The organism is Rhizobium sp. SEMIA 4085, assembly GCF_013004495.1.
Taxonomy (GTDB): domain Bacteria; phylum Pseudomonadota; class Alphaproteobacteria; order Rhizobiales; family Rhizobiaceae; genus Rhizobium; species Rhizobium gallicum.
Map to the genome: position 1 here is coordinate 1 of NZ_JABEPH010000065.1, position 20,907 is coordinate 20,907.

Sequence of the window (20,907 nt, forward strand, 5' to 3'; positions counted from 1 at the left end):
CAAGGGGCCGTCGGGCGGACGTCGGGCGCACACCTGCCGGTGGTCAGGGTGGGGCTGATTGCCGGTCAGTTTGCCAAGCCGCGTTCTTCGGGCATCGAATCGCAGAACGGCGTCTCGCTGCCGAGCTACCGTGGCGATATCATCAATGGCATCGAATTCACCGAGGAAGCGCGCATTCCGAATCCGGAACGCCAAGCCATGGCTTACCGCCAGTCAGCCGCGACGCTGAACCTTCTGCGCGCCTTCGCGATGGGCGGTTATGCCAATCTCGAGAATGTGCACCAGTGGATGCTCGGCTTCGTGAAGGACAGCCCGCAGGGCGAGCGCTACCGCAAACTTGCCGACCGAATCAGCGAAACCATGGACTTCATGAAGGCGATCGGCATCACGTCCGAGAACCATCCGAGCCTGCGCGAGACGGACTTCTTCACCAGCCACGAGGCGTTGCTGCTCGGCTACGAAGAAGCGCTGACGCGGGTCGATTCTACGTCCGGCGACTGGTACGCGACATCCGGCCACATGATCTGGATTGGCGACCGCACGCGCCAGGCCGATCACGCGCATGTCGAATACTGCCGCGGCATCAAGAACCCGATCGGCCTGAAGTGCGGTCCGTCTCTGCAGGCGGACGATCTGTTGAGCCTTGTCGACATCCTGAACCCGGCAAACGAAGCCGGCCGCCTGACGCTGATCTGCCGTTTCGGTCACGAAAAAGTCGCCGACCACCTGCCGCGCCTCATCCGGGCGGTGGAGCGCGAAGGCCGCAAGGTTGTCTGGTCCTGCGATCCGATGCACGGCAATACGATCACGCTCAACAACTACAAGACGCGTCCGTTCGAGCGCATCCTGTCGGAAGTTGAAAGCTTCTTCCAGATCCACCGCGCCGAAGGCACGCATCCGGGCGGTATTCATATTGAGATGACCGGCAAAGACGTGACGGAATGCACGGGCGGTGCCCGCGCTGTTTCAGCCGAGGATCTGCAGGACCGTTATCACACGCATTGCGATCCGCGTCTCAACGCCGACCAGGCCCTCGAGCTTGCCTTCTTGCTCGCCGAGCGCATGAAGGGCGGCCGCGACGAGAAGCGCATGGCCGTCAACGGCTGATCTACCCGAAAGACTGGAATCGAGAGCCCGGCTCAGTGCCGGGCTTTTTTATTGAACGTGCACCGATTGCTGGTCGCGGCATTTCAAGAAGCTCGGCATCAAAATTTCTGACGGTCTGCTTCAAGGAATTGGATTTGACGCAGTCCCAGGCAAGCGGCCAATCTCACAGTCCAATCGAGAACCGGGGGGCCGAATGACGAAGGAATATACGGGCGGCTGCGCCTGCGGGGCGGTGACGTTTATGAGCAAGAGCAAGCCCGCTCCGGTCGTCGCATGTCATTGCTCGCAGTGCCGACGGCAGACGGGGCTCTACTACGCGTCTTGCGACGTCTCCCTGGATTGCCTGACGATCGAGGGCAAGAGCTCGATCCGCTGGTACCGGTCGAGCGAGACTGCTGAGCGCGGCTTCTGCGCAAACTGCGGCTCGGCGCTATTCTGGCAACGGAAGGGATCGCCAGAAGTTTCCGTGATGGCCGGCGCGTTCAACCTGCCGAGCGGGCTTTCCTTCGGCTATCATATCTACTGTGCCGACAAGGGCGATTTCTATGAGATCAACGATGGCGCGCCGCAATACGCCAAAGGTGTTTAGGCCCCTTTCGCGGCCAGCGAAGCGTTCAGGCGCCCGACCTCTTCGCGCAGTGCAGCGAGTTCGGTCACGACCTGCATGTCGATTTTCTGGTGCAGCGACAGGACCTCGAGCTCGGCCTTGAGATTTACTTCATAATCCTTGGCTGCTTCGAAGCGGTCGCGCTCGGTCTGCCGGTTCTGCGACATCATAATGATCGGCGCCTGGATTGCGGCGAGCATGGAGAGGATCAGGTTCAGGAAGACGAAGGGGTAGGGGTCGAAGGCGCGGGTTGCCAGCACAATCGTATTGATTGCCGCCCAGATCGCGAGGAAAGCGAGGAAGGCGATGATAAAGGACCAGGAGCCGCCGATCCTTGCGATACCGTCAGCGACGCGCGCTCCGAAAGTCGCCTCCGCGGCAAAGGCTTCGTTGACGTCGGTCGAGATGACCTTGCGTTCGTGTGTCCTCCTGAGGACGCGTTTTTCGATGTCGCCGAGTTCCTCGGTCGGCCTGTCGAAATGCAGGTGAACGAAATTCGAAATACTATGCATGACTGGCTCCGATATCTGGCACCACGGGCGGAAAGATCTGATTCGTCAGCGATGGTGGGTTCAGCTTGCGCCTTTGCCACCATCACCGAATCCTCCAGGGATTGATAACATCAAGGCCAACTCCGTCGAAGTCGGTCATGTTGCGGGGTTGCAAGTGACGCCCCGCGTGAGATGGCAATTGCTGCGATCTGATCGTCGAAATGGCTGATCGGTCGGCCGGCTTGCGACGGTTCGTGACAATGGTCGCATGGACATCTGATGCGTCCCGATTCGAAGGGCAGGACCCCCCCGCCGATATCTTCGCTGAAAATCGGCACGATAGCGGCCCCGAGCTCCTAGCTCCTCGCCAAGAAGGCGCAGCGCGTAGACGGGTCCCGTCACCGCCGCTGTGAACACCTGTGAAGAGTGCTGCGTCACGAGCCAGTCAACGACGCCCATATTCGGTTCCGAAATGACATCGGTATCGAGAACGATCGCTTCTCGAAATCCGGTAGGTTTGGCGCGGTGGAATGTCAAACTCGCACACCGCCAACGGCCAGGAAGCGTTGTGAAACGCAGCCGCCGACTGCCATCAATGGCCCTGGTATCCCTCGGCAAGCAGGCCGTGTTTTGGGAAAAAGCGCTCTAGCGTCCGCGCCTTGCCGAACATGATGTCGTGCTGCAGGTAGCCGTAATCACGCACAAGAGGATCGAGCTTTTTGCGGTCGCGCACCCAGTCCGGCGTCGCCTTGTTGTTGCGCGCCGCCAGTTGGTAACGGTCGATGATGTCGTATTTCTTCTGCACGCGGCCGAGGAAACCGGTGTAGAAGGGATGCTCGAAACCGGCAAATTTGAGGAGGCTGTAGGAGATCAGCGACGGGCTGATCGTGCCGACGTCCTCCTTCACGCCCTTCTTGTTCGACCAGATGACCAGCGGCGTTTCATGCTCGCGCTTCATCACGTCGAGCGGCGCCCTGCGGGTCGCGACCTGGTCCGCCATGTAGCCGGCGCTCATATAGACGTTGCCGAGCGGCGGCAGGTGATCGCCCCAAAGGACGATGATCGTTTCGCGCTCACGCTTCGAGGCCCAATCCATCAGCGTCTTGAGACTGTCGTCAGCTTCCTTCACGCCCTGCGTATAGGTCGCAAGCGTCGCACGATCGGCCTCCGGAATGTTGCCGCGGATGCCGATCGTGTTGCGTGCATAGCGATACGGCTCGTAGGGACCATGTCCCTGCAAGGTGACAGCGAAGAAGAAGAACGGCTTATCGAGGCCGTCGCCCTCACGCATGATCTCCTTCATCAGAGAATCGTCGGAGGCGAAGATGCCGCGCTTTTCCATCGGCGGCATCGTTTCTTCGGTCCGGAACTCCTCGAAACCGAAATCCTTGTAGACCTGGTTTCGGTTCCAGAACCAGCCGCTGAAGGGGTGCAGGGCGCGGGCGATGTAGCCTTCGCCGCGGAAGAAGGTAGCAAGCGAGGGCACGTCGCTGCGGACATATTGCTGGTAAGGAATGCTGCCATAAGGCAGGAAGGCGTTCGAGAAGCCGGTCAGTGCCTCGAATTCGACATTGGCGGTCATGCCGCCGAATTCCGGCGAGAAGACGTAGCCGGACTGCGCGGCGCGGACGTTCGGCATCGGATCGGCGCTGAAGGAGAGGTTTTTGAACCTCGTCGGATCCCAAAAGGACTCACTCATCAGCATGATGATGTCCGGCTTTTCTTCCGGGCCTGTTAGATAGCCGTAGTTGCGCGAGGGGATCGCGTCGAGCGCATCGGCGTTGAGACCGGCGGGCGCTGCGACATCGGCCATCGGGATGTTGAAGAGGAAGGCCAGTATGAAGCCGTTGCTGCGGTAGTTCTCCTTCTGGTCCCACATCATCGGCACCACCTGCAGGCGGTCGCGAATGTAGGAATATTGCGAATAGTCCATGAGCGACGCGAAAGCCGCTATCACCGGCAGCCCGAGACAAAGGTGGCGCAGGCGAGCCTGGCGGGAGAGTTTCGGGAAATTCTGCCAGGCATAACGCCATGCGAAAACGATGCCTGCGGTGAAAAGCACGATGCCGACGAGAAGTGCTGTGGCGGTCCACGGCCTGTCTCGCACCATGACCGGCAGCAGTTCCATAATCTGACGGGTAAACAGCACGTCGGACGGATAGAAGGGGTCGGAGAGAAAGTGCTGCTTTTGATTGGAGACAAAGGCGGGGATCAGGAAAAGCGGGATCAATACCAATGCCGATTGGTAGCGCCGTCCAAATACGGCATCGAGGGTCAACATCACGATCGTCAGCATGGCGACGGTCGTCATGCCGGGCCTGACCGTCGATGTCAGGAACTCGCCGACATCGATCAACGTGCCGCGCGCAATCCACTCGACGGCGACAACGCTGAGGAAAGCGAGAGAAAACGAAAATACGATGCCGATTGCCGCGCGCGCTCCCGGAGACTGTATACTCGACCCGAAACCGGCGGAAAGCAGTGCTGCTTTTCTGGCCGGTACGGACTTCATTATCAACGGGATCAACGGCATACTCCGACGTCATAAAATCTTCACCGAAGTGTCACATGCCTGTCATGAACGCTAGATGAACCTCTCGGTTTCCCGGCTTTTCCATAATGTTTTGGGTTTTTCGCCCGGCAAGCCCCCGCCGGCTTTTCATGGCGCGGGCAATTGAAGCGGCGGGCGGCCCGCGCTAAATGGATGACATGACACAGGAAAGCGCTCCTTTGAATACACTCCAGATTGCCGTTGCCCAGTTGAACCCGACAGTCGGCGATGTCGCCGGAAACCTTGCCAAAGCCCGTGAGGCACGCGCCGATGCGGCCCGCCAAGGCGCGCATCTGCTGCTTCTGACGGAGCTTTTCATTTCCGGTTATCCACCGGAAGACCTCGTGCTGAAACCGGCCTTTCTAAGGGCCTGCCAGAAGGCGGTCGAGGACCTCGCGGCCGATACCGCTGACGGCGGTCCCGGCGTCATCGTCGGCTTCCCGCGGCAGGGAAAGACGGGGCGGCATAACTCGGTTGCAGTTCTCGACGGCGGCCAGATCCTGGTGCTGCGCGACAAGATCGACCTGCCGAACTACGGCGAGTTCGACGAGAAGCGCGTCTTTTCCGAAGGATCGATGCCGGGGCCGGTGAATTTCCGCGGCGTGCGGATCGGCGTGCCGATCTGTGAAGAAATCTGGAACGATCTCGGCGTCTGCGAGACACTCGCCGAAAGTGGTGCCGAAATCCTGCTGGTGCCGAACGGTTCACCCTATTATCGCGGAAAGGTGGACGTGCGCCATCAGGTGGCGCTCAAGCAGGTGATCGAAACCGGCCTGCCCCTAATCTTCGCCAACCAGCTCGGCGGCCAGGACGAACTCGTCTTCGACGGTGCGAGTTTCGCCTTCAACGGCGACAAATCGCTGGCCTTCCAGATGAGCCAGTTCGAAACCGCGCTGGCGGTGACGACCTGGAAGCGCGGCGAAAACGGCTGGCGCTGTAGCGAAGGCCCGATGTCTCGTATTCCCGAGCCCGACGAGGCCGACTATCGCGCCTGCCTGGTCGGTTTCCGCGATTATGTGAATAAGAACGGCTTCAAGAATGTCGTCCTCGGCCTCTCCGGCGGCATCGACTCGGCGATCTGCGCGGCGATCGCCGTCGATGCTCTCGGCGAGGAGCGCGTGCGAACCGTGATGCTGCCGTATCGCTACACGTCAACCGATTCGCTGAAGGATGCGGCCGACTGTGCCAAGGCGCTCGGATGCCGCTACGACATCGTGCCGATCGAGGAGCCGGTGAAAGGCTTCGCCTCGGCGCTCTCGCCGCTGTTCGAAGGAACCGATAGCGGCATTACCGAGGAGAACTTGCAGAGCCGGGCGCGCGGCACGATCCTGATGGCGATTTCCAACAAGTTCGGTTCCATGGTGGTCACGACCGGCAACAAGTCGGAAATGTCGGTTGGATATGCGACGCTCTACGGCGACATGAATGGCGGCTTCAATCCGATCAAGGACCTCTATAAAATGCAGGTCTATGCGCTGTCGCGCTGGCGCAATGGTCATGTGCCGCCGGACGCGCTGGGGCCGTCCGGCGAGGTGATCCCGCAAAACATCATCGACAAGGCGCCGTCCGCCGAGCTTCGCCCGGACCAGACGGACCAGGATTCGCTGCCGCCTTATCCGGTGCTCGACGACATCCTCGAATGCCTCGTCGAGAAGGAGATGGCTGTCGAGGAGATCCTCGCGCGGGGGCATGATGTGGCGACCGTCCACCGCGTCGAGCATTTGCTCTATCTCGCCGAATACAAGCGCCGGCAGTCGGCTCCGGGCGTGAAGATCACCAAGAAGAACTTTGGGCGTGATCGCCGCTACCCGATCACCAACCGGTTCCGCGACCGGTAACCCAAAATCCTGGAGGATGCATGCGCAGTTCGGTCGAGATCTATAATATCCGCTCCGGGGAAAGCCGGATTGTCGTCCAGACGGAAAAGCTGATCGAGGCGCCGAACTTTTCGCCTGATGGCGCCTATATGCTGTTGAATGGCGACGGGTTGCTCTACCGGCTGCGGCCGGACGGCTCCGGCGGCCTCCAGCTTGTCGATACGGATTTTGCGACGCAGTGCAATAACGATCACGGCATTTCGCCGGACGGGACACAAATTGTCATTTCCGACAAGACGGAATTCGGCAAGTCGGCGATCTATGTCTTGCCGGCGGCTGGCGGGACGCCGCGGCTGATCACCGACAATCTTCCCTCCTATTGGCACGGCTGGTCGCCGAGCGGCAAGGAGCTTGCCTATTGCGGCATTCGCGACGACGCCTTCGACATTTATACGATTTCCGTCGATGGTGGCCCCGAAAAGCGGCTGACGCATGGCGAGGGGCGAAACGACGGGCCCGATTATTCGGCTGACGGGAAATGGATCTACTTCAACTCCAGCCGCACCGGTCTCATGCAGATCTGGCGCATCCATCCGGATGGAACCGGCCTGGCGCAGGTGACGCACGACAACTATGGCAACTGGTTTGCGCATCCTTCACCGAAGAACGACAAGGTGCTGATCCTTTCCTACGATCCGGAGGTCTTCGATCATCCGCGCGACCTTGATGTGCGGCTGCGGCTGATGGACATGGACGGCAGCAACCCGACTACGCTGTTCGAGCTCTTCGGCGGGCAGGGCACGATCAATGTACCCTGCTGGTCACCGGATGGCGACGAATTTGCCTATGTACGTTACTTCCCGGAGACTTGAACGAGGCGCCGATTCAGGAGATAGAGACTGCTGTCAGGTGCCTGCATCCAGCAGGAGAATCGGGAATCCGGTGAAGGACCGGAACGTGCCCAACGCTGTGAGGCTGACGCTTGCTGCAACAATGGCCACTGGCATCTGCCGGGAAGGCTGCAGAAAGCGGGTGACGCCAAGTCAGAAGACCGGCCTGGCAAGATGGACCGAACCGCGCGGACGGCGGCGAGGTTTTGACGCTTCCTGCGCTGCGGTTGCGGGTGCTCAAGCATTGTTGGGGATTTAACGATGCAACTCGATCCTTTCGCCCCCGCCCTGGTTCCGGCCGGCGAGTTCTCCGAACACGACCGGGCCTCGGTCTATAGAGCCATCGAAACGCGCCGCGACGTGCGCGACCAGTTTTTGCCCGATCCTCTGCCCGACGATCTGGTGTCGCGGCTGCTTGGGGCGGCCCATGCCGCGCCGTCGGTCGGTTTCATGCAGCCGTGGAATTTCATCGTGATCCGCGATCCGAAGGTGCGCCAGGCCGCGTGGCAGGCGTTTTCGCGCGCCAACAAGGAAGCGGCCGAGATGTTTGAAGAGGAGCGGCGGGATATGTACAGAAGCCTCAAGCTCGAAGGCATCCGCAAGGCACCGCTCAGCATCTGTGTCACCTGCGATCCGGACAGGGCAGGGCCGGTGGTCATCGGCCGCACCCACAATCCGCGTACAGATGTCTATTCGACCGTCTGCGCCGTGCAGAACCTGTGGCTTGCCGCCCGGGCCGAAGGCATCGGGGTCGGCTGGGTCAGCATCTTCCACGATGCGGATATTCGGGAACTGCTCGGCATTCCGGAGCGGATCGAGATCGTCGCCTGGCTTTGCGTCGGTTATGTCGATCAGCTTTACCACGCGCCGGAACTGGCCGTGAAAGGCTGGCGACAGCGCCTGCCGCTGGAAGAACTGGTCTTCTGCGACCGATGGGGAAGCCAGTAACGCCGCGTCAGTTCTGCTGCGGCTGCGGTCCGGGCGTTGCGGGGTTCTTGAGATCGATCGCGCCCTGATCGCCGGCGAGGAACTGCGGACCGACCTGGCGGACTTTGCTGTTGGCCGGGTCATAAGGGCGGTCCGGCACCTGCGGCTGCGGGGCAGGCGTGGATGCGGCGCCCGATCGCGGCTTCGTCTTGATATTCGTAATCGAGCCTTTCCTCGGCGGGTCGATGATCGCCTGATTCTTGCGCATGTTCTCGTAATAGGCGGAGAGATTGCAGGAACAGGGGGACTTTTGGCCGGGCGCGCGGTTCTTGTAGGCAAAGGCATTCTGCATGGCGCTGTAGGGCGCACCGGTCGAGGCCGAGATCATGTTTGCGGCTTCGGTATTCGAGATGTCTTGATAGAAAAGCTCCGTCTCGATTCCAGGGCACATTTTCGAACACGTCGCTGCGTCGCGGTTGAAATCGATCGATGTTGCATTCGTGGTGATCGGGAAGAAGCCGCCGTCGCAGGTGCGCACGCACATGGTGCTGACATGCGACATGAGCTCACCGCGCGGCACGCCATATTGTAAGTCGCCCTGTTCGCCTTCTCCAAGCGGAATGAAGGTATCGCTCCGCATCGCCTGTTCTTCGGGACTTGGTCCCGGCGCATAGGCCTGCAGATCCGGGGCATAGTCGAGCTCGTCGTTGCAGCCGTTGTCTTCGAGCGCCGCCATCAGCTCGCGGCGCACGCGATAATCGGCGCCGCCCTGATTACGCAGGTCGTTGCGCCGCTCCTGCAGGTATCGAATGTTGTCGACCATGCGCGCCTCGGATTGCTGCAGCTCGCTGCAATAATGCGCATTCTCGCCGCCGATCACGACCATGCTGTCCATCGAGCAGCCGTAGACGCGAAGGTCGTTGCGGACTTTACGAAGCTCGAGATTCTGCTCGGCGATCGCGCTCGCATATTGGCGGACTTCGGGGCCGTTGCCGATGACATGGGGCAGATCGGCAATGCGGCCGCGCAGGTCGTCGCAGAACGCATGCGTCTGCGCGGCAGCAGGTGCGGCCAAGGCAAGCAGGATCGCAAGGGTCAGGTTTCGGCGTTTCACGGCATCATCCCGCAGCAAAGTCAGGCCAGAGTGCGGCGTGACATTCGCCGCATCCCGGCTTTTTAACCTGCTTCCGTTAACAAGCTGGCGACGCAATTGTAACGCATTTTCGCATTTTGCGACAACTTACGCCGGCTGAGAAGCCTCCACAACGGCAAGCGCGGCCATGTTGACCACTCCGCGCGAGGTGACCGAAGTCGACAGGATATGCGCAGGCTGTGCAGTCCCCAGCAGAATCGGGCCGACATGGAGCGCATCCATCATGGTGCGGACGAGGCCGAGCGAGATGTTTGCGGCATCGAGGTTCGGGAAGAGCAATAAGTTGGCTTCGCCGGCAAGCGAACTATCCGGCATGGCGCGCTTGCGCAGCGCTTCCGACAGTGCAGAACCGGCTTGCATTTCACCATCGACCTCCAGATCGGGGGCTTGTTCGCGCACGAGCTGCAGGGCATCGCGCATCTTGCGTGCGCTCTCGGAGTTTCGGGAGCCGAAATTCGAATGGCAGATCAGCGCGGCCTTCGGCGTGATGCCGAAGCGGCGAACCTCCTGGGCTGCGAGAACGGCGATCTCGGCGATTTCCTCATGTGTCGGATTGTAGTTCACGAAGGTATCGGCGAAGAAGACCGGTCCTTTCTGGGTGATCAAAAGGCTGAGACCGGCGAAGGTGCAGGCACCTGGTCGCTTGCCGATGATTTGGCCGACGTCTTTCAGGTGGCGGTCGAAGCGGCCTTCCACGCCGCAGATGAGGGCATCCGCCTCGCCGCGTTTCACCGACAAGGCGCCAATAACCGTGTTGTTGGTGCGCACGATCGTGCGGGCGGCTTCCGGATTGATGCCGGCGCGGCCGACGAGGGCGAAGTAGTCTTCGACATAGTCGCGGTAGCGCGGATCGTCTTCGGGATTCACCACGGCGAAATCGATGTTTGGGCGAATGCGGATGCCGAACCGCTTGAGGCGAGCCTCGATGACCGAGGGGCGGCCGATCAGAATCGGCTCGCCGGTCTTTTCCTCCAGCAGAACCTGAGCCGCGCGCAGGACGCGCTCGTCTTCTCCCTCCGCGAAGATGACACGTTTCTTCTCGGAAAGCTTGGCGCTGGTAAAGATCGGCTTCATGACGAAGCCCGAACGCCAAACGAAGCGGTTCAACTGATCGAGATAGGCGTCGAAATCGGCAATCGGCCGCGACGCGACGCCCGTCTCGGCGGCGGCCTTGGCGACAGCCGGCGCGATGCGCAGGATGAGACGCGGATCGAAGGGCGAAGGAATGAGGTAATTCGGACCGAAGACAGGCGTCTCGCCGGAATACGCGCGCGCCGCGACGTCCGACACTTCCTCGCGGGCAAGCCCCGCGATGGCCTCGACGGCCGCCATCTTCATTTCTTCGTTGATGGCGGTGGCGCCGCAATCGAGCGCGCCGCGGAAGATATAGGGGAAGCAGAGGACGTTATTCACCTGGTTCGGGAAGTCCGAGCGGCCGGTGCAGATCATTGCGTCCGGGCGGGCGGCACGCGCGAGGTCCGGCATGATTTCAGGAGTCGGATTGGCGAGAGCCATGATGAGCGGCTTGTCCGCCATCTGTGACAGGAGGTCGGGCTTCAGGACGCCGGCAGCCGAAAGGCCAAGGAAAACATCGGCGCCGCCGATATTGTCGGCGAGCGTACGCATCTTACTTTTCTGCGCATAGACAGCCTTCCATTCGTCCATCAGCTCGGTGCGGCCTTCATAGACGAGGCCTTCGATATCGTGGACCCAGATGTTTTCGCGCTTCGCGCCGAGCGTCACCAGGAGGTTGAGGCAGGCGAGTGCTGCGGCACCCGCGCCGGAGGCGACGATCTTCACATCCTCGATCTTCTTGCCGGCAAGTTCCAGTCCGTTAAGGATCGCGGCGGCGACGATGATGGCCGTGCCGTGCTGGTCGTCATGGAAGACCGGGATCTTCATCTTGCCGCGAAGCTGGCGCTCGACCTCGAAGCATTCCGGCGCCTTGATGTCCTCGAGATTGATGCCGCCGAATGTCGGCTCTAGCGAGGCGATGGTGGAGACCATCTGGTCGACAGTGGGGGCCTCGATTTCGACGTCGAAGACGTCGATGCCTGCAAATTTCTTGAAGAGAACGGCCTTGCCTTCCATGACGGGCTTGGAGGCGAGCGGGCCGATATTACCGAGGCCGAGAACCGCTGTGCCGTTGGAGATGACGGCGACGAGATTGGCGCGCGAGGTATAATCGGCCGCCGTCTCCGGATTGTCACGGATCGCAAGGCAAGGTGCTGCGACGCCGGGCGAATAGGCGAGTGCCAGGTCGCGCTGGTTGCCGAGCGGCTTGATCGCCTGGATTTCAAGTTTGCCGGGACGGGGATAACGATGGAAGAAAAGCGCCTGTTCGTCGAGGTTTCCGCCCGTCTCGTTCTTCTCCGTCTTGGATTTTTCCTGATGATCCATTGCCGTCTCCGCTGCCGCACTCACATCTTTTGAAGACTTCTCCATACAACAATCGGCTGGCAGGGACAGTCAGAAATTCGCATCCGGGCGGAAATCTCGTGAGCGCTGCGATGTGCCAATTCGCACATCTGTCATCTTCCTGAAACACGAGTCTGATTTTGGAAGGCGAGATGAACGATAGGACGCAGGCAATTGCTTGTGAAAGACAATATGGATACTCGACACTTCCGTACTCTGTTCATTTCCGATGTGCATCTCGGCTCGAAGGCGGCGAAGGCGGACTTCCTCCTCGATTTTCTCCGCTACCACGACGCCGATACGATATTCCTCGTCGGCGACATCGTCGACGGCTGGCGACTGAAGCGCAGCTGGTACTGGCCGCAGGTCTGCAACGACGTCGTGCAGAAGCTGCTGCGCAAGGCGCGCAAGGGCACGCGGGTCGTCTATATCCCTGGCAATCACGACGAATTCCTGCGCGACTTCCCCGGCATGCATTTCGGCGGCATCGAAGTCGCCGAGCGCGTGATGCATGACGGGGCGGACGGCAAGAAGTACCTGATCCTGCATGGAGACGAATTCGATGTCGTCGTCCGCAATGCCCGCCTGCTCGCCTATCTCGGGGACTGGGCCTACGACACGGCCATCAAGATCAACGTCGTTCTGGCCGCGATCCGCCGCCGCATGGGCATGCCCTATTGGTCTTTCTCCGCCTGGGCAAAGCTACAGGTGAAGCATGCCGTCAATTTCATCGGCGAGTTCCAGCGCGTCGTGGCCGACGAAGCCCGCAAGCATGGCGCCGACGGCGTCATCTGCGGCCATATCCACCATGCCGTGATCGAGGACATGGACGGCGTGCGCTATATCAACACCGGTGACTGGGTGGAGAGCTGTACGGCGATCGCCGAGCATGAGGACGGCACGTTCGAGCTCATCACCTGGAGCACGATAGCCGACGCTCAAGCCATCCCGCTGGCGATCGAGCACCGCGACAGCGAACTCGAGCCGCAGGCCGCCTGATTTTCTGTTGTGAATACTGCGTCGACTAACGCGGGCCTAGTTCCAGCCGCATGAGAATTTCATCATAATAAGTTTCGCCCACCTTTAGAGCTTCGACCTCGACGGCCCATTCTTCAAAACCTACGGATTTGTAAAGCCGGATGGCCGGAACGTTGGACGACACGACGCTGAGCCGGAGCGAGCGTAAAAGCGTGCCAACTTCGTCGACGGCAGCACTCAGCAGTAAGCGTGAGAGCCCTGTGCCCCGCAACGTTTGGCGGACATACATGCCCCAGATCGATCCAATATGTTGCGTCTTGATGCCCTTGGATTTCGACACACCAATCGTTCCGGCCAGCATTCCGTCATCGAAGAGCCCTCCGATCACAAGACCGTTCTCGAGCCTATCAGCGAAATGGGCCTCCGATTGGCTCTGCTCTTCTTCCCATGACGCGCCAAATGCCTCTGGATGGTTCGCGAGAGCCTCCAGGCGAATTTCCCTAAAAGACGACGCATCATTCCGGTCGAGGCGGCGAATCTTGTATGGGCGCAAAGGTATACCTTTCTTTTTTGGAAGGACGACCGAAGCAGCTAACGGTGACTGCCGCATGACGCTTGGCTCAAAATCCACGACGCTCTGCGCGACCCCAAACGTTAATGGCTTTAAATTACGATGGATTGTGAGCGGAAGGGGACAAGCCTTTTCTTGAAACGTTTAAGAAAGGCTATTTCTGGCCATAGTCGCCCTTGGGTTGATGTGCTAGGCAACGTCTAGTTTCCTGCAGGTCCACCGATGATTCCCGCCCAGAATGCCTCGGCAGGCGAGGGGGCGCCGCCGCGCTTCCGGCTGCTCAGCGCCCTGTCCTATTGCGCTCCGCTGACTGTCAACGGTGTCGTTCTTCCATTCTTTCCCGTCTGGCTCGCGTTCCACGAATTCACCGATCATGAAATCGGCATCATCCTGGCGGTGCCGATGGTGGCGCGCGTCCTCGTTGCGCCGATCATCGCCATGTACGCCGACCGAATGAAGGAGCGCGCCGACGTGTTGTTGTGGTCCGGCGGACTGTCGCTGCTGACGGCGGTCGCGCTCTGCTGGACGACAAATTTCTGGCCGGTCCTGATCGTTTTCAGCATGCAGGGGGCGACGTTTGCGCCCTATCTGCCGGTCGTCGAATCGATCGTCATTTCCGGCGTTCGCCGATGGGGACTCGACTACGGATCGATGCGCGTCTGGGGCTCGATCGCCTTCATCGCCTCGACCCTGATCGGCGGCGAGATGATCGGCTATTGGGGTGGCTCGATGGTGCTGCCGGTAATGATTTTCGGTTTCGTCACGACGGTGCTGATGGCGATCTACTGTCCGCGCATCGGGCCGACGCGCCGGCGCGGCACGCCGGTCGACATACCGGCTGCCACCGGCAGTTCGCTGCGGCAGCCGCATCTGCTGGTGCTGTTTTGGGGCGTGGCGATCCAGCAGTCGAGCCACGCGCTTCTTTATGCCTTCGCGTCGATTTATTGGCATCACCTCGGCTTTTCGGGAACGGAGGTCGGTATTCTCTGGAGTGCGGGCGTTGCTTCCGAAGTCATGGTGTTCTTCGTCTCGAAACATTTGAACCGCCGCTTCAACGCCTGGACGCTGATCCGTATCGGCTGCGCGGTCTGCATCTGCCGCTGGATCCTTTTCCCGATGCACTGGGGATTCGTTGGATTCTTCGTGCTGCAGTGTTTCCATGCCTGCAGCTTTGCCTTCGTGCATACCGGCGTGCAGAGGCGAATTGTGGCAACGGTACAGGAGACGCAGGAATCGTCGGCCCAGGGCGCCTATTTCTTCTATAACGGCATGTTCATGGGGCTGATGACGCTCGCCTCCGGCTACATCTATGCCTGGCTCGGCCTCGCAAGCTTCTACGTCATGGCACTCGTCGCGGTGGTGGGGATGTCTCTAGTCTTCGTCGCCTACTACCTTCAGCCCCAAAGGCTGGTCTCGGGCGGCCAGACAAGGGAAGCGGTGTAGCGCAGGCCGCCTTCCCGGTCGCGGGCAAGAAGCAGCGGACCGTCGAGATCGACGAATTCTGCGTCCTGCGCCAAGAGTACGGCGGGCGCCATTGCCAGCGATGTGCCCACCATGCAGCCGAGCATGATCTGGAAGCCGAGGCGCTGAGCTTCCCGTTTCATGACGATTGCCTCCGTCAGGCCGCCAGTCTTATCGAGCTTGATGTTGATCGCGTCGTAGCGGTCGCGCAGGCTTGCAAGATCGCCGGTATGATGGACGCTCTCGTCGGCACAGACGAGGACAGGGCGCGCGATGCCGGCAAGCATTTCGTCCCGGCCGGCGGGCAGCGGCTGCTCGACGAGGGCGATATTCATCTCGGAGGCGATGCGCAAGTGATGTTCCAGCGTTTCCTCGGGCCAGCCCTCGTTGGCATCGAGGATGATGGTGCTGTCAGGCGCGGCTTGGCGCACGGCGCGTATTCGGCTTTCATCGTCGCCCGTGCCAACCTTGACCTTGAGTAGCGCCCTTGCAGAATATTTGCGCGCTTGCGCTGTCATGACCTCCGGTTCGTCGAGCGAGATCGTGTAAGCGGTCGTGAGCGGCTTTGCGGACGCAAGCCCAATGCGTTCGGCAACGCTCTTTCCGCCGAGCTTGGCTTCGAGGTCCCATATGGCGCAATCGACGGCATTCCTCGCTGCGCCGGGCGGCAAGGCCGAAAGCAGCTCTTCGCCTGAAATGCCTTGCTCGATCAGCGGCCGGGCGGATTCGATCTGCGCGGCGACGCTTTCCATCGTCTCGCCATATCGTCGGTAGGGGACGCATTCGCCCCAGCCGCGCCTGCCGTTTTCCGTCAGAATGCAGGTGATGACGTCCGCAGATGTCTTTGCACCACGCGCAATCGTGAAAGTGCCCGCAATGGGGAAGGAATTCATCTGGATTTCGAGCGAGCGTGGCATAATTGCAATCCTGCGAGCATGGAAATTCTATGTGTCTTCGGTATATTGACGCGCCGGGCGTGAGCGATTTGTTCGCGAGTCGGCAATGTCGCCGCAAGCCTTGAAAGACACAAGCATTTTGAAGCCCGACACCCGCAAAGCCGCCTCACTGCACGTGGACGACCAAGCCGATGGTGGAGGACGCCGCGTTCATCTCGAAGGCAATTGGCGCAGCGCCAACATCCACCTCGTCCTCCACGACCTCGAGAAGGTTACCCGCGCTAAAGGTGATCTGACGCTCGACCTGTCGCGCGTCACGGATATTGACACGGCCGGTGTCTGGCTGCTTTGCCGGCTCAAGCTGCAGGAAAAAGCGGCCGGGCGGCAGGTTCGTTTTGAAGGCACCAATCCACACATCGACGAGATGATCGAGGAATTCTCCGAGAAACCGGAGGAGGAAGTGACTGAGGCTGCGATGAAAAGCGGCGTTGCCGAGCGCATCTTCGCGCCGGTCGGCAAGATGACCATGGACCTCTGGAATGACCTCACCGCCGCGATGTATATCCTGGGCTCGGCGGTGCGCGGTGCGCAGATGAAGTTCGGGCGTGGCAGCGGCGTTTCTCCGGCATCGATCGTCAACCAGATCGACCACATGGGCGTGCGCGCCGTTCCGATCATCCTTTTGATGTCGTTCCTGATCGGCGCGATCATCGCGCAGCAGGGCGCCTTCCAGCTCCGCTATTTCGGGGCCGAAGTCTTTGTCGTTGACCTCGTCGGCATCCTGCAGCTCCGCGAAATCGGCGTGCTCCTGACGGCGATCATGATCGCCGGTCGTTCGGGCAGCGCGATCACGGCCGAAATCGGCTCGATGAAGATGCGTGAGGAAGTCGACGCGCTGAAGGTCATGGGCCTCAATCCGGTGGGCGTGCTGATCTTCCCGCGGCTTGTGGCACTGACGGTGGCGCTGCCGCTTCTGACGGTGCTGGCGAACTTCGCCTCGCTGTTCGGCGCGGCTGCGGTCGCCTGGGCCTATTCCGGCATCACTTTCGCAACCTTCCTGTCGCGCCTGCACGAGGCGATCACGCTGTCGACGGTGCTCTCCGGCATGATCAAGGCGCCGTTCATGGCGCTCGTCATCGGTATTGTCGCGGCAGTGGAAGGTCTTAAGGTCGGAGGCAGCGCCGAATCGCTCGGCCAACACGTGACGGCTTCCGTGGTGAAGTCGATTTTCGTCGTCATCCTCATGGACGGGCTGTTCGCCATGTTCTATGCGGCCATCAATTTTTAAGGGTTCAGCGTGGACGGGCAGCAGTCAGATCAGGGTGAGAAGAAGGAGCGGGACATCGTGCTTTCGGCGCGGGACGTGACCGTCGGCTTCGGCCCGAAGATTGTGCTCGATAAGCTCAACCTGAATATCTACCGCGGCGAGATCCTAGGCTTCGTCGGGGCATCGGGTACCGGCAAATCGGTGCTGATGCGGACCATCTTGCGCCTTTTGCCGCGCCGCTCCGGCACGATCGAGATCCTGGGGCAGAATGTCGATAAGCTCGATGAAAACCAGCGCAACGCGCTCGACATGCGGCTCGGAGTGCTTTTCCAGCAGGGCGCGCTGTTTTCCTCGCTGACGTTGAGGGAGAATATACAGGTGCCGATGCGCGAATATCTGGATCTGCCGAAATCGCTCATGGACGAGTTGGCGCAGCTGAAGATCCGGCTTGTGGGTCTTGCTGCCGATGCGGCGGACAAGTATCCCTCCGAGCTTTCCGGTGGCATGATCAAGCGCGCTGCCCTTGCGCGGGCCTTGGCGCTCGATCCGGAACTGGTGTTCCTGGACGAGCCGACATCGGGCCTCGACCCGATCGGGGCTGCGGAATTCGATGAACTGATCGCCCGGCTGCGCGATACACTGGGGCTGACGGTCTACATGGTAACCCACGACCTAGACAGCCTGTTTTCCGTCTGCGACCGTATTGCCGTGCTTGGACACAAGCGAGTAATGGTTGAGGGAACGATCGACGACATGCTGGCCTATGACGATCCGTGGGTTCAGGCCTATTTCAAGGGCAAGCGCGCGCGCTCGATCGTGCCGCAAGAAGAAAAGGCTGCCAGCCGTGCCGAAAGCACTGGCAACAGCCGCGGGAAGTGACCGGAAAAGATGGAAACCAAAGCGAACTACACGATTGTCGGCTTTTTCACTGTTCTGGTGATCGCAGCCGCATTCGGCTTCGTCTACTGGATGGCCGAGTACGGACGCAGCGGTCCAATGGCGGAACTCGTCGTGCGCATTCCCGGATCGGCAAACGGTCTCAGCGTCGGGTCGCCGGTGCGTTTCAACGGCATCCAGGTGGGTTCGGTGACGTCGCTGTCGATCGATGCCGACGACCCGCAATATTCGCTGGCTTTCACCGAGGTGCGCGTCGATGCGCCGATCTATCCTTCCACCAGGGCCATCCTTGAAATCCAGGGCCTGACGGGCGCGGCCTATATCGAGCTTTCGGGCGGCAAGGTGGGTGAGGAGAATATACTGCAGAAGGCCATCGAGACCGGCAAGCGCGCCGTCATCGTCGCGGATCAATCGAGCGTGACGAACCTCCTGGCGACGGCCGACAGGATCCTCGACCGGGCGAACGATGCGGTGGGAGAGGTTCAGGGTTTTGTCCGCGACGCGCGCGGACCGCTGACGAAGACGCTGCAGAATGCCGAGACATTCTCCGACGCGCTGGCGAAGAACTCCGGCAACATCGATTCCTTCCTACAGAGCGTCGGCCAGCTTTCCGAAACAGTGCGCAACGTTTCTGGCAAGGTCGATTCTACGCTGGAGGCCGTCGAGGCGCTGGTGCGTGCGGTGGATGCGAAGAAGGTCGATACGATCCTCAGCAATGCCGAAAAGGTGAGCCGCGATATCGCGAATGCCTCCGGCGACCTGAAGGGTGCGATCCAGAGATTCAACGACACGGCGACGACATTCAACGATTTCGGCAAGAAGGCGCAGACGACGCTCGATCGCGTCGACACGCTGGTGGCGCAGATCGATCCCGCCAAGGTGAAGGGGTCGGTCGACGATATTGCGCAGGCGACGAAGGATGCGCGCGTCGCGGTCGCCTCCATTCGGGACGTCGCAAATACGGTTTCGGCGCGCCAGAAGGATATCGACCAGACGATCCAGGACGTCTCGCAGATGGCCAACAAACTGAACTCGGCTTCGACCCGCGTCGATGGCATCCTGATCAAGCTCGACGCGCTGTTCGGCACCGACAATTCGCAGTCGCTCTTTGCCGAAGCGCGCGCGACGCTCGAATCTTTCAAGAAGATGGCGGATAACCTCAACGCCCGGATCGGTCCGATCGCGGACAATCTGCAGCGATTCTCGAGCGGCGGCTTGCGCGACGTGCAGTCGCTCGTCGACGATGCCCGCCAGACCATGCAGAATCTCAACGGTGCGATCAGCAATTTCGATCAGAATCCGCAGCGGCTGATTTTTGGTGGCGATACGGTGAAACAATATGACGGCCGGACGCGCCGTTGACATGGATATTTGAGAAGTAGGGGTAATAAAATATGGCCGTATCGCATGTGTTGGCGCGCCGTTCATTGCTGGCAAGGACGGCGTTCCTTTTGCCGCTTATGGCACTGGCAGTGACCGGTTGCGGCACGGCGGCCAAGAACGATACCTTTGATCTTTCCGCCTCCGTCAGCGTCGATGGCCCGGCTGCCAAGCGCCGCCAGATCCTCGTGCCGGCGCCGACGGCGCTCAAGGCGCTGGACAGCGAACAGATCGTTGTTCGCGTTTCGCCCTCCGAAATCCAGTATCTGTCGCGTTCGCAATGGAGCGACAGGCTGCCCCGCATCGTGCAGTCGAAGCTGGTCGAGGCCTTCGAAAACTCCGGCAAGCTCGGTGGCGTCGGCAAGCCGGGGCAGGGCCTTGCGATCGACTACCAGGTCGTGACCGACATCCGCTCCTTCGAGATTGACAACAGCGCCGGCGGCCAGGCGGTCGTCGAAATTTCCGCGAATATCGTCAATGATCGCAATGGTACGGTCCGCGCCCAGAAGGTTTTTCGCGCGGCCGTTCCCGCCGCCGGCGGATCGAGCCAGGGTTACGTCAAGGCGCTCGACCGCGCAGTTGCAGCGGTGACTGGCGAAATCGTCGATTGGACGCTGCGATCGATCTGACCGAGCCGGTTTTCTGGGCCGCCCGATTAGCCTTCGGTTCGGCGAAGACGCTCCATGTCGTAGTCGACCTCTCCATCATATGTCGCTGCTTGGGGCGACATATTCTCCACCCATTGATCTTTTCAAAGCTGGAGATGAGTTCGCCGAACTGGTGAAGATTGCGGATTATTCTTGCCGAGCGCCATCGATCTTCGCCTCGGAAGCATGGATGTGCTCGCCTGGAAACCGTGACGAGACGGCGCAGCTTATTGGCAAGAATTGCCAAAAGGTGTCGGGCTTCGCCTCCCCCATCTATCCAGCATTTGAATCACCGATCGGCGGCCCGGAATCCTTGCACATTGCGTCCGTGAAATGCTGTCGAAGATACGCTGGATCGAACGGATGGGTTCGACCCTGCAGTGATCTCAATCGTCATCATCGTCATAATAGGGGTCGCGATAGCGGCGCCGTTCGCGGCCACTCGGCCAGTCGTCGCGATATACCCGGTGGCGGACATAGCGCTGGCAAAAGCCGTCTTCGCAGTAGGTATCGACAATCCGCTCGCGCACGACGCCGCTGTTGGATGACCTGTTAGAGCTTGTGTTCGACGATTGGCTCCCTGCCTCCGCCATGCTGGTTGTGATCGCGGCGGCGACAAAGATGCCACGTTGGACGCGCATAGATCTCTCCTTCCATGGCCATCACACTCAGTCATCAGGCCAGGGTGTGGTTGGACGATCCGTTATCCGCTTTGCTACGGAACGGTCCGCCCCGTCTGCTAAAAAGCACATGAAAAGGGCCGCCTTTCGGCGACCCTTCTGTAGCGATCGTCAGCTTTGCTTCCGTTAGCTCAGGCGGCCCGCGGCGTGGGCCAGCATCGTGTAGACC

The 20,907-nt window shown here is 60.5% G+C and carries 18 protein-coding genes and 1 riboswitch; of the genes, 11 read left to right on the top strand and 7 right to left on the bottom strand.

The features are described 5' to 3' along the window. Together C9413_RS09440 and C9413_RS09445 are read left to right on the top strand one after the other, a co-directional pair. The coding region (locus tag C9413_RS09440; protein WP_170250395.1) for a 3-deoxy-7-phosphoheptulonate synthase class II at window positions 1-1,107 on the top strand (1,107 nt) is incomplete at its 5' end. Between the two features lie 193 nt (window positions 1,108-1,300). Next, window positions 1,301-1,696, top strand: coding sequence for a GFA family protein (locus tag C9413_RS09445; RefSeq protein WP_039845065.1), 396 nt, complete (start codon window positions 1,301-1,303; stop codon window positions 1,694-1,696). Here the strand turns inward: C9413_RS09445 and C9413_RS09450 are convergent. Together C9413_RS09450 and C9413_RS09455 are read right to left on the bottom strand one after the other, a co-directional pair. Then, window positions 1,693-2,226, bottom strand: coding sequence for a DUF1003 domain-containing protein (locus C9413_RS09450; RefSeq protein WP_039845064.1), 534 nt, complete (start codon window positions 2,224-2,226; stop codon window positions 1,693-1,695). The two genes, C9413_RS09445 and C9413_RS09450, sit on opposite strands and share 4 nt — an antisense overlap. Before the next feature lie 571 nt (window positions 2,227-2,797). Further along, the gene (locus C9413_RS09455; protein WP_039846784.1) at window positions 2,798-4,732 is read right to left on the bottom strand and encodes an LTA synthase family protein; all 1,935 of its coding nucleotides are present in this window, start codon (window positions 4,730-4,732) and stop codon (window positions 2,798-2,800) included. Window positions 4,733-4,914: 182 nt separating this feature from the next. Here C9413_RS09455 and C9413_RS09460 point away from each other — a divergent pair, with 182 nt between their 5' ends. From C9413_RS09460 to bluB, 3 genes are all read left to right on the top strand, one after another. Then, complete coding sequence (locus tag C9413_RS09460; RefSeq protein ID WP_039846783.1) at window positions 4,915-6,594, top strand: NAD+ synthase; 1,680 nt, start codon at window positions 4,915-4,917, stop codon at window positions 6,592-6,594. Window positions 6,595-6,614: 20 nt separating this feature from the next. Further along, window positions 6,615-7,445: a TolB family protein gene (locus C9413_RS09465; protein WP_039845063.1), complete on the top strand. Its 831-nt coding sequence runs from the start codon at window positions 6,615-6,617 to the stop codon at window positions 7,443-7,445. A gap of 18 nt (window positions 7,446-7,463) precedes the next feature. Beyond that, window positions 7,464-7,648: riboswitch (cobalamin riboswitch) on the top strand. Window positions 7,649-7,724: 76 nt separating this feature from the next. Next, complete coding sequence (bluB, locus tag C9413_RS09470; RefSeq protein WP_039845062.1) at window positions 7,725-8,411, top strand: 5,6-dimethylbenzimidazole synthase; 687 nt, start codon at window positions 7,725-7,727, stop codon at window positions 8,409-8,411. A gap of 7 nt (window positions 8,412-8,418) precedes the next feature. Here bluB and C9413_RS09475 read toward each other — a convergent pair whose 3' ends face one another. Both C9413_RS09475 and C9413_RS09480 read right to left on the bottom strand, forming a co-directional pair. Next, complete coding sequence (locus C9413_RS09475; protein ID WP_039846782.1) at window positions 8,419-9,504, bottom strand: DUF2865 domain-containing protein; 1,086 nt, start codon at window positions 9,502-9,504, stop codon at window positions 8,419-8,421. 126 nt (window positions 9,505-9,630) lie between these two features. Then, window positions 9,631-11,943, bottom strand: a complete 2,313-nt coding sequence (locus C9413_RS09480; protein WP_039845061.1) for an NADP-dependent malic enzyme — start codon at window positions 11,941-11,943, stop codon at window positions 9,631-9,633. Between the two features lie 177 nt (window positions 11,944-12,120). On the opposite strand from C9413_RS09480, the gene C9413_RS09485 reads away from it, so the two are divergent. Beyond that, on the top strand, window positions 12,121-12,960 hold the full coding sequence (locus C9413_RS09485) for a UDP-2,3-diacylglucosamine diphosphatase (protein WP_170250399.1): 840 nt from the start codon (window positions 12,121-12,123) through the stop codon (window positions 12,958-12,960). A 25-nt stretch (window positions 12,961-12,985) separates the two neighbouring features. On the opposite strand, the gene C9413_RS09490 is transcribed toward C9413_RS09485, so the two are convergent. Next, a complete protein-coding gene (locus tag C9413_RS09490; RefSeq protein ID WP_082046520.1) occupies window positions 12,986-13,570 on the bottom strand; it encodes a GNAT family N-acetyltransferase in 585 nt (194 codons plus the stop codon). A gap of 162 nt (window positions 13,571-13,732) precedes the next feature. Here C9413_RS09490 and C9413_RS09495 point away from each other — a divergent pair, with 162 nt between their 5' ends. Then, window positions 13,733-14,953, top strand: a complete 1,221-nt coding sequence (locus tag C9413_RS09495) for an MFS transporter (protein ID WP_039845059.1) — start codon at window positions 13,733-13,735, stop codon at window positions 14,951-14,953. Here C9413_RS09495 and dgcA read toward each other — a convergent pair. Next, window positions 14,905-15,888, bottom strand: a complete 984-nt coding sequence (dgcA, locus tag C9413_RS09500; RefSeq protein ID WP_039845058.1) for an N-acetyl-D-Glu racemase DgcA — start codon at window positions 15,886-15,888, stop codon at window positions 14,905-14,907. The two genes, C9413_RS09495 and dgcA, sit on opposite strands and share 49 nt — an antisense overlap. A gap of 100 nt (window positions 15,889-15,988) precedes the next feature. Between dgcA and C9413_RS09505 the strand changes: the two genes are divergently transcribed. The 4 genes from C9413_RS09505 to C9413_RS09520 are packed head-to-tail and all read left to right on the top strand — an operon-like array spanning window position 15,989 to window position 20,040. Then, window positions 15,989-17,155: an MlaE family lipid ABC transporter permease subunit gene (locus tag C9413_RS09505; protein ID WP_223844008.1), complete on the top strand. Its 1,167-nt coding sequence runs from the start codon at window positions 15,989-15,991 to the stop codon at window positions 17,153-17,155. A 9-nt stretch (window positions 17,156-17,164) separates the two neighbouring features. Next, the gene (locus tag C9413_RS09510) at window positions 17,165-18,013 is read left to right on the top strand and encodes an ABC transporter ATP-binding protein (protein ID WP_170250396.1); all 849 of its coding nucleotides are present in this window, start codon (window positions 17,165-17,167) and stop codon (window positions 18,011-18,013) included. 9 nt (window positions 18,014-18,022) lie between these two features. Then, a complete protein-coding gene (locus tag C9413_RS09515; protein ID WP_039845055.1) occupies window positions 18,023-19,393 on the top strand; it encodes an MlaD family protein in 1,371 nt (456 codons plus the stop codon). A 32-nt stretch (window positions 19,394-19,425) separates the two neighbouring features. Next, complete coding sequence (locus C9413_RS09520) at window positions 19,426-20,040, top strand: ABC-type transport auxiliary lipoprotein family protein (protein WP_170250397.1); 615 nt, start codon at window positions 19,426-19,428, stop codon at window positions 20,038-20,040. Between the two features lie 404 nt (window positions 20,041-20,444). On the opposite strand, the gene C9413_RS09525 is transcribed toward C9413_RS09520, so the two are convergent. Continuing rightward, complete coding sequence (locus C9413_RS09525; protein WP_246703727.1) at window positions 20,445-20,699, bottom strand: hypothetical protein; 255 nt, start codon at window positions 20,697-20,699, stop codon at window positions 20,445-20,447. Window positions 20,700-20,907 lie beyond the last annotated feature (208 nt).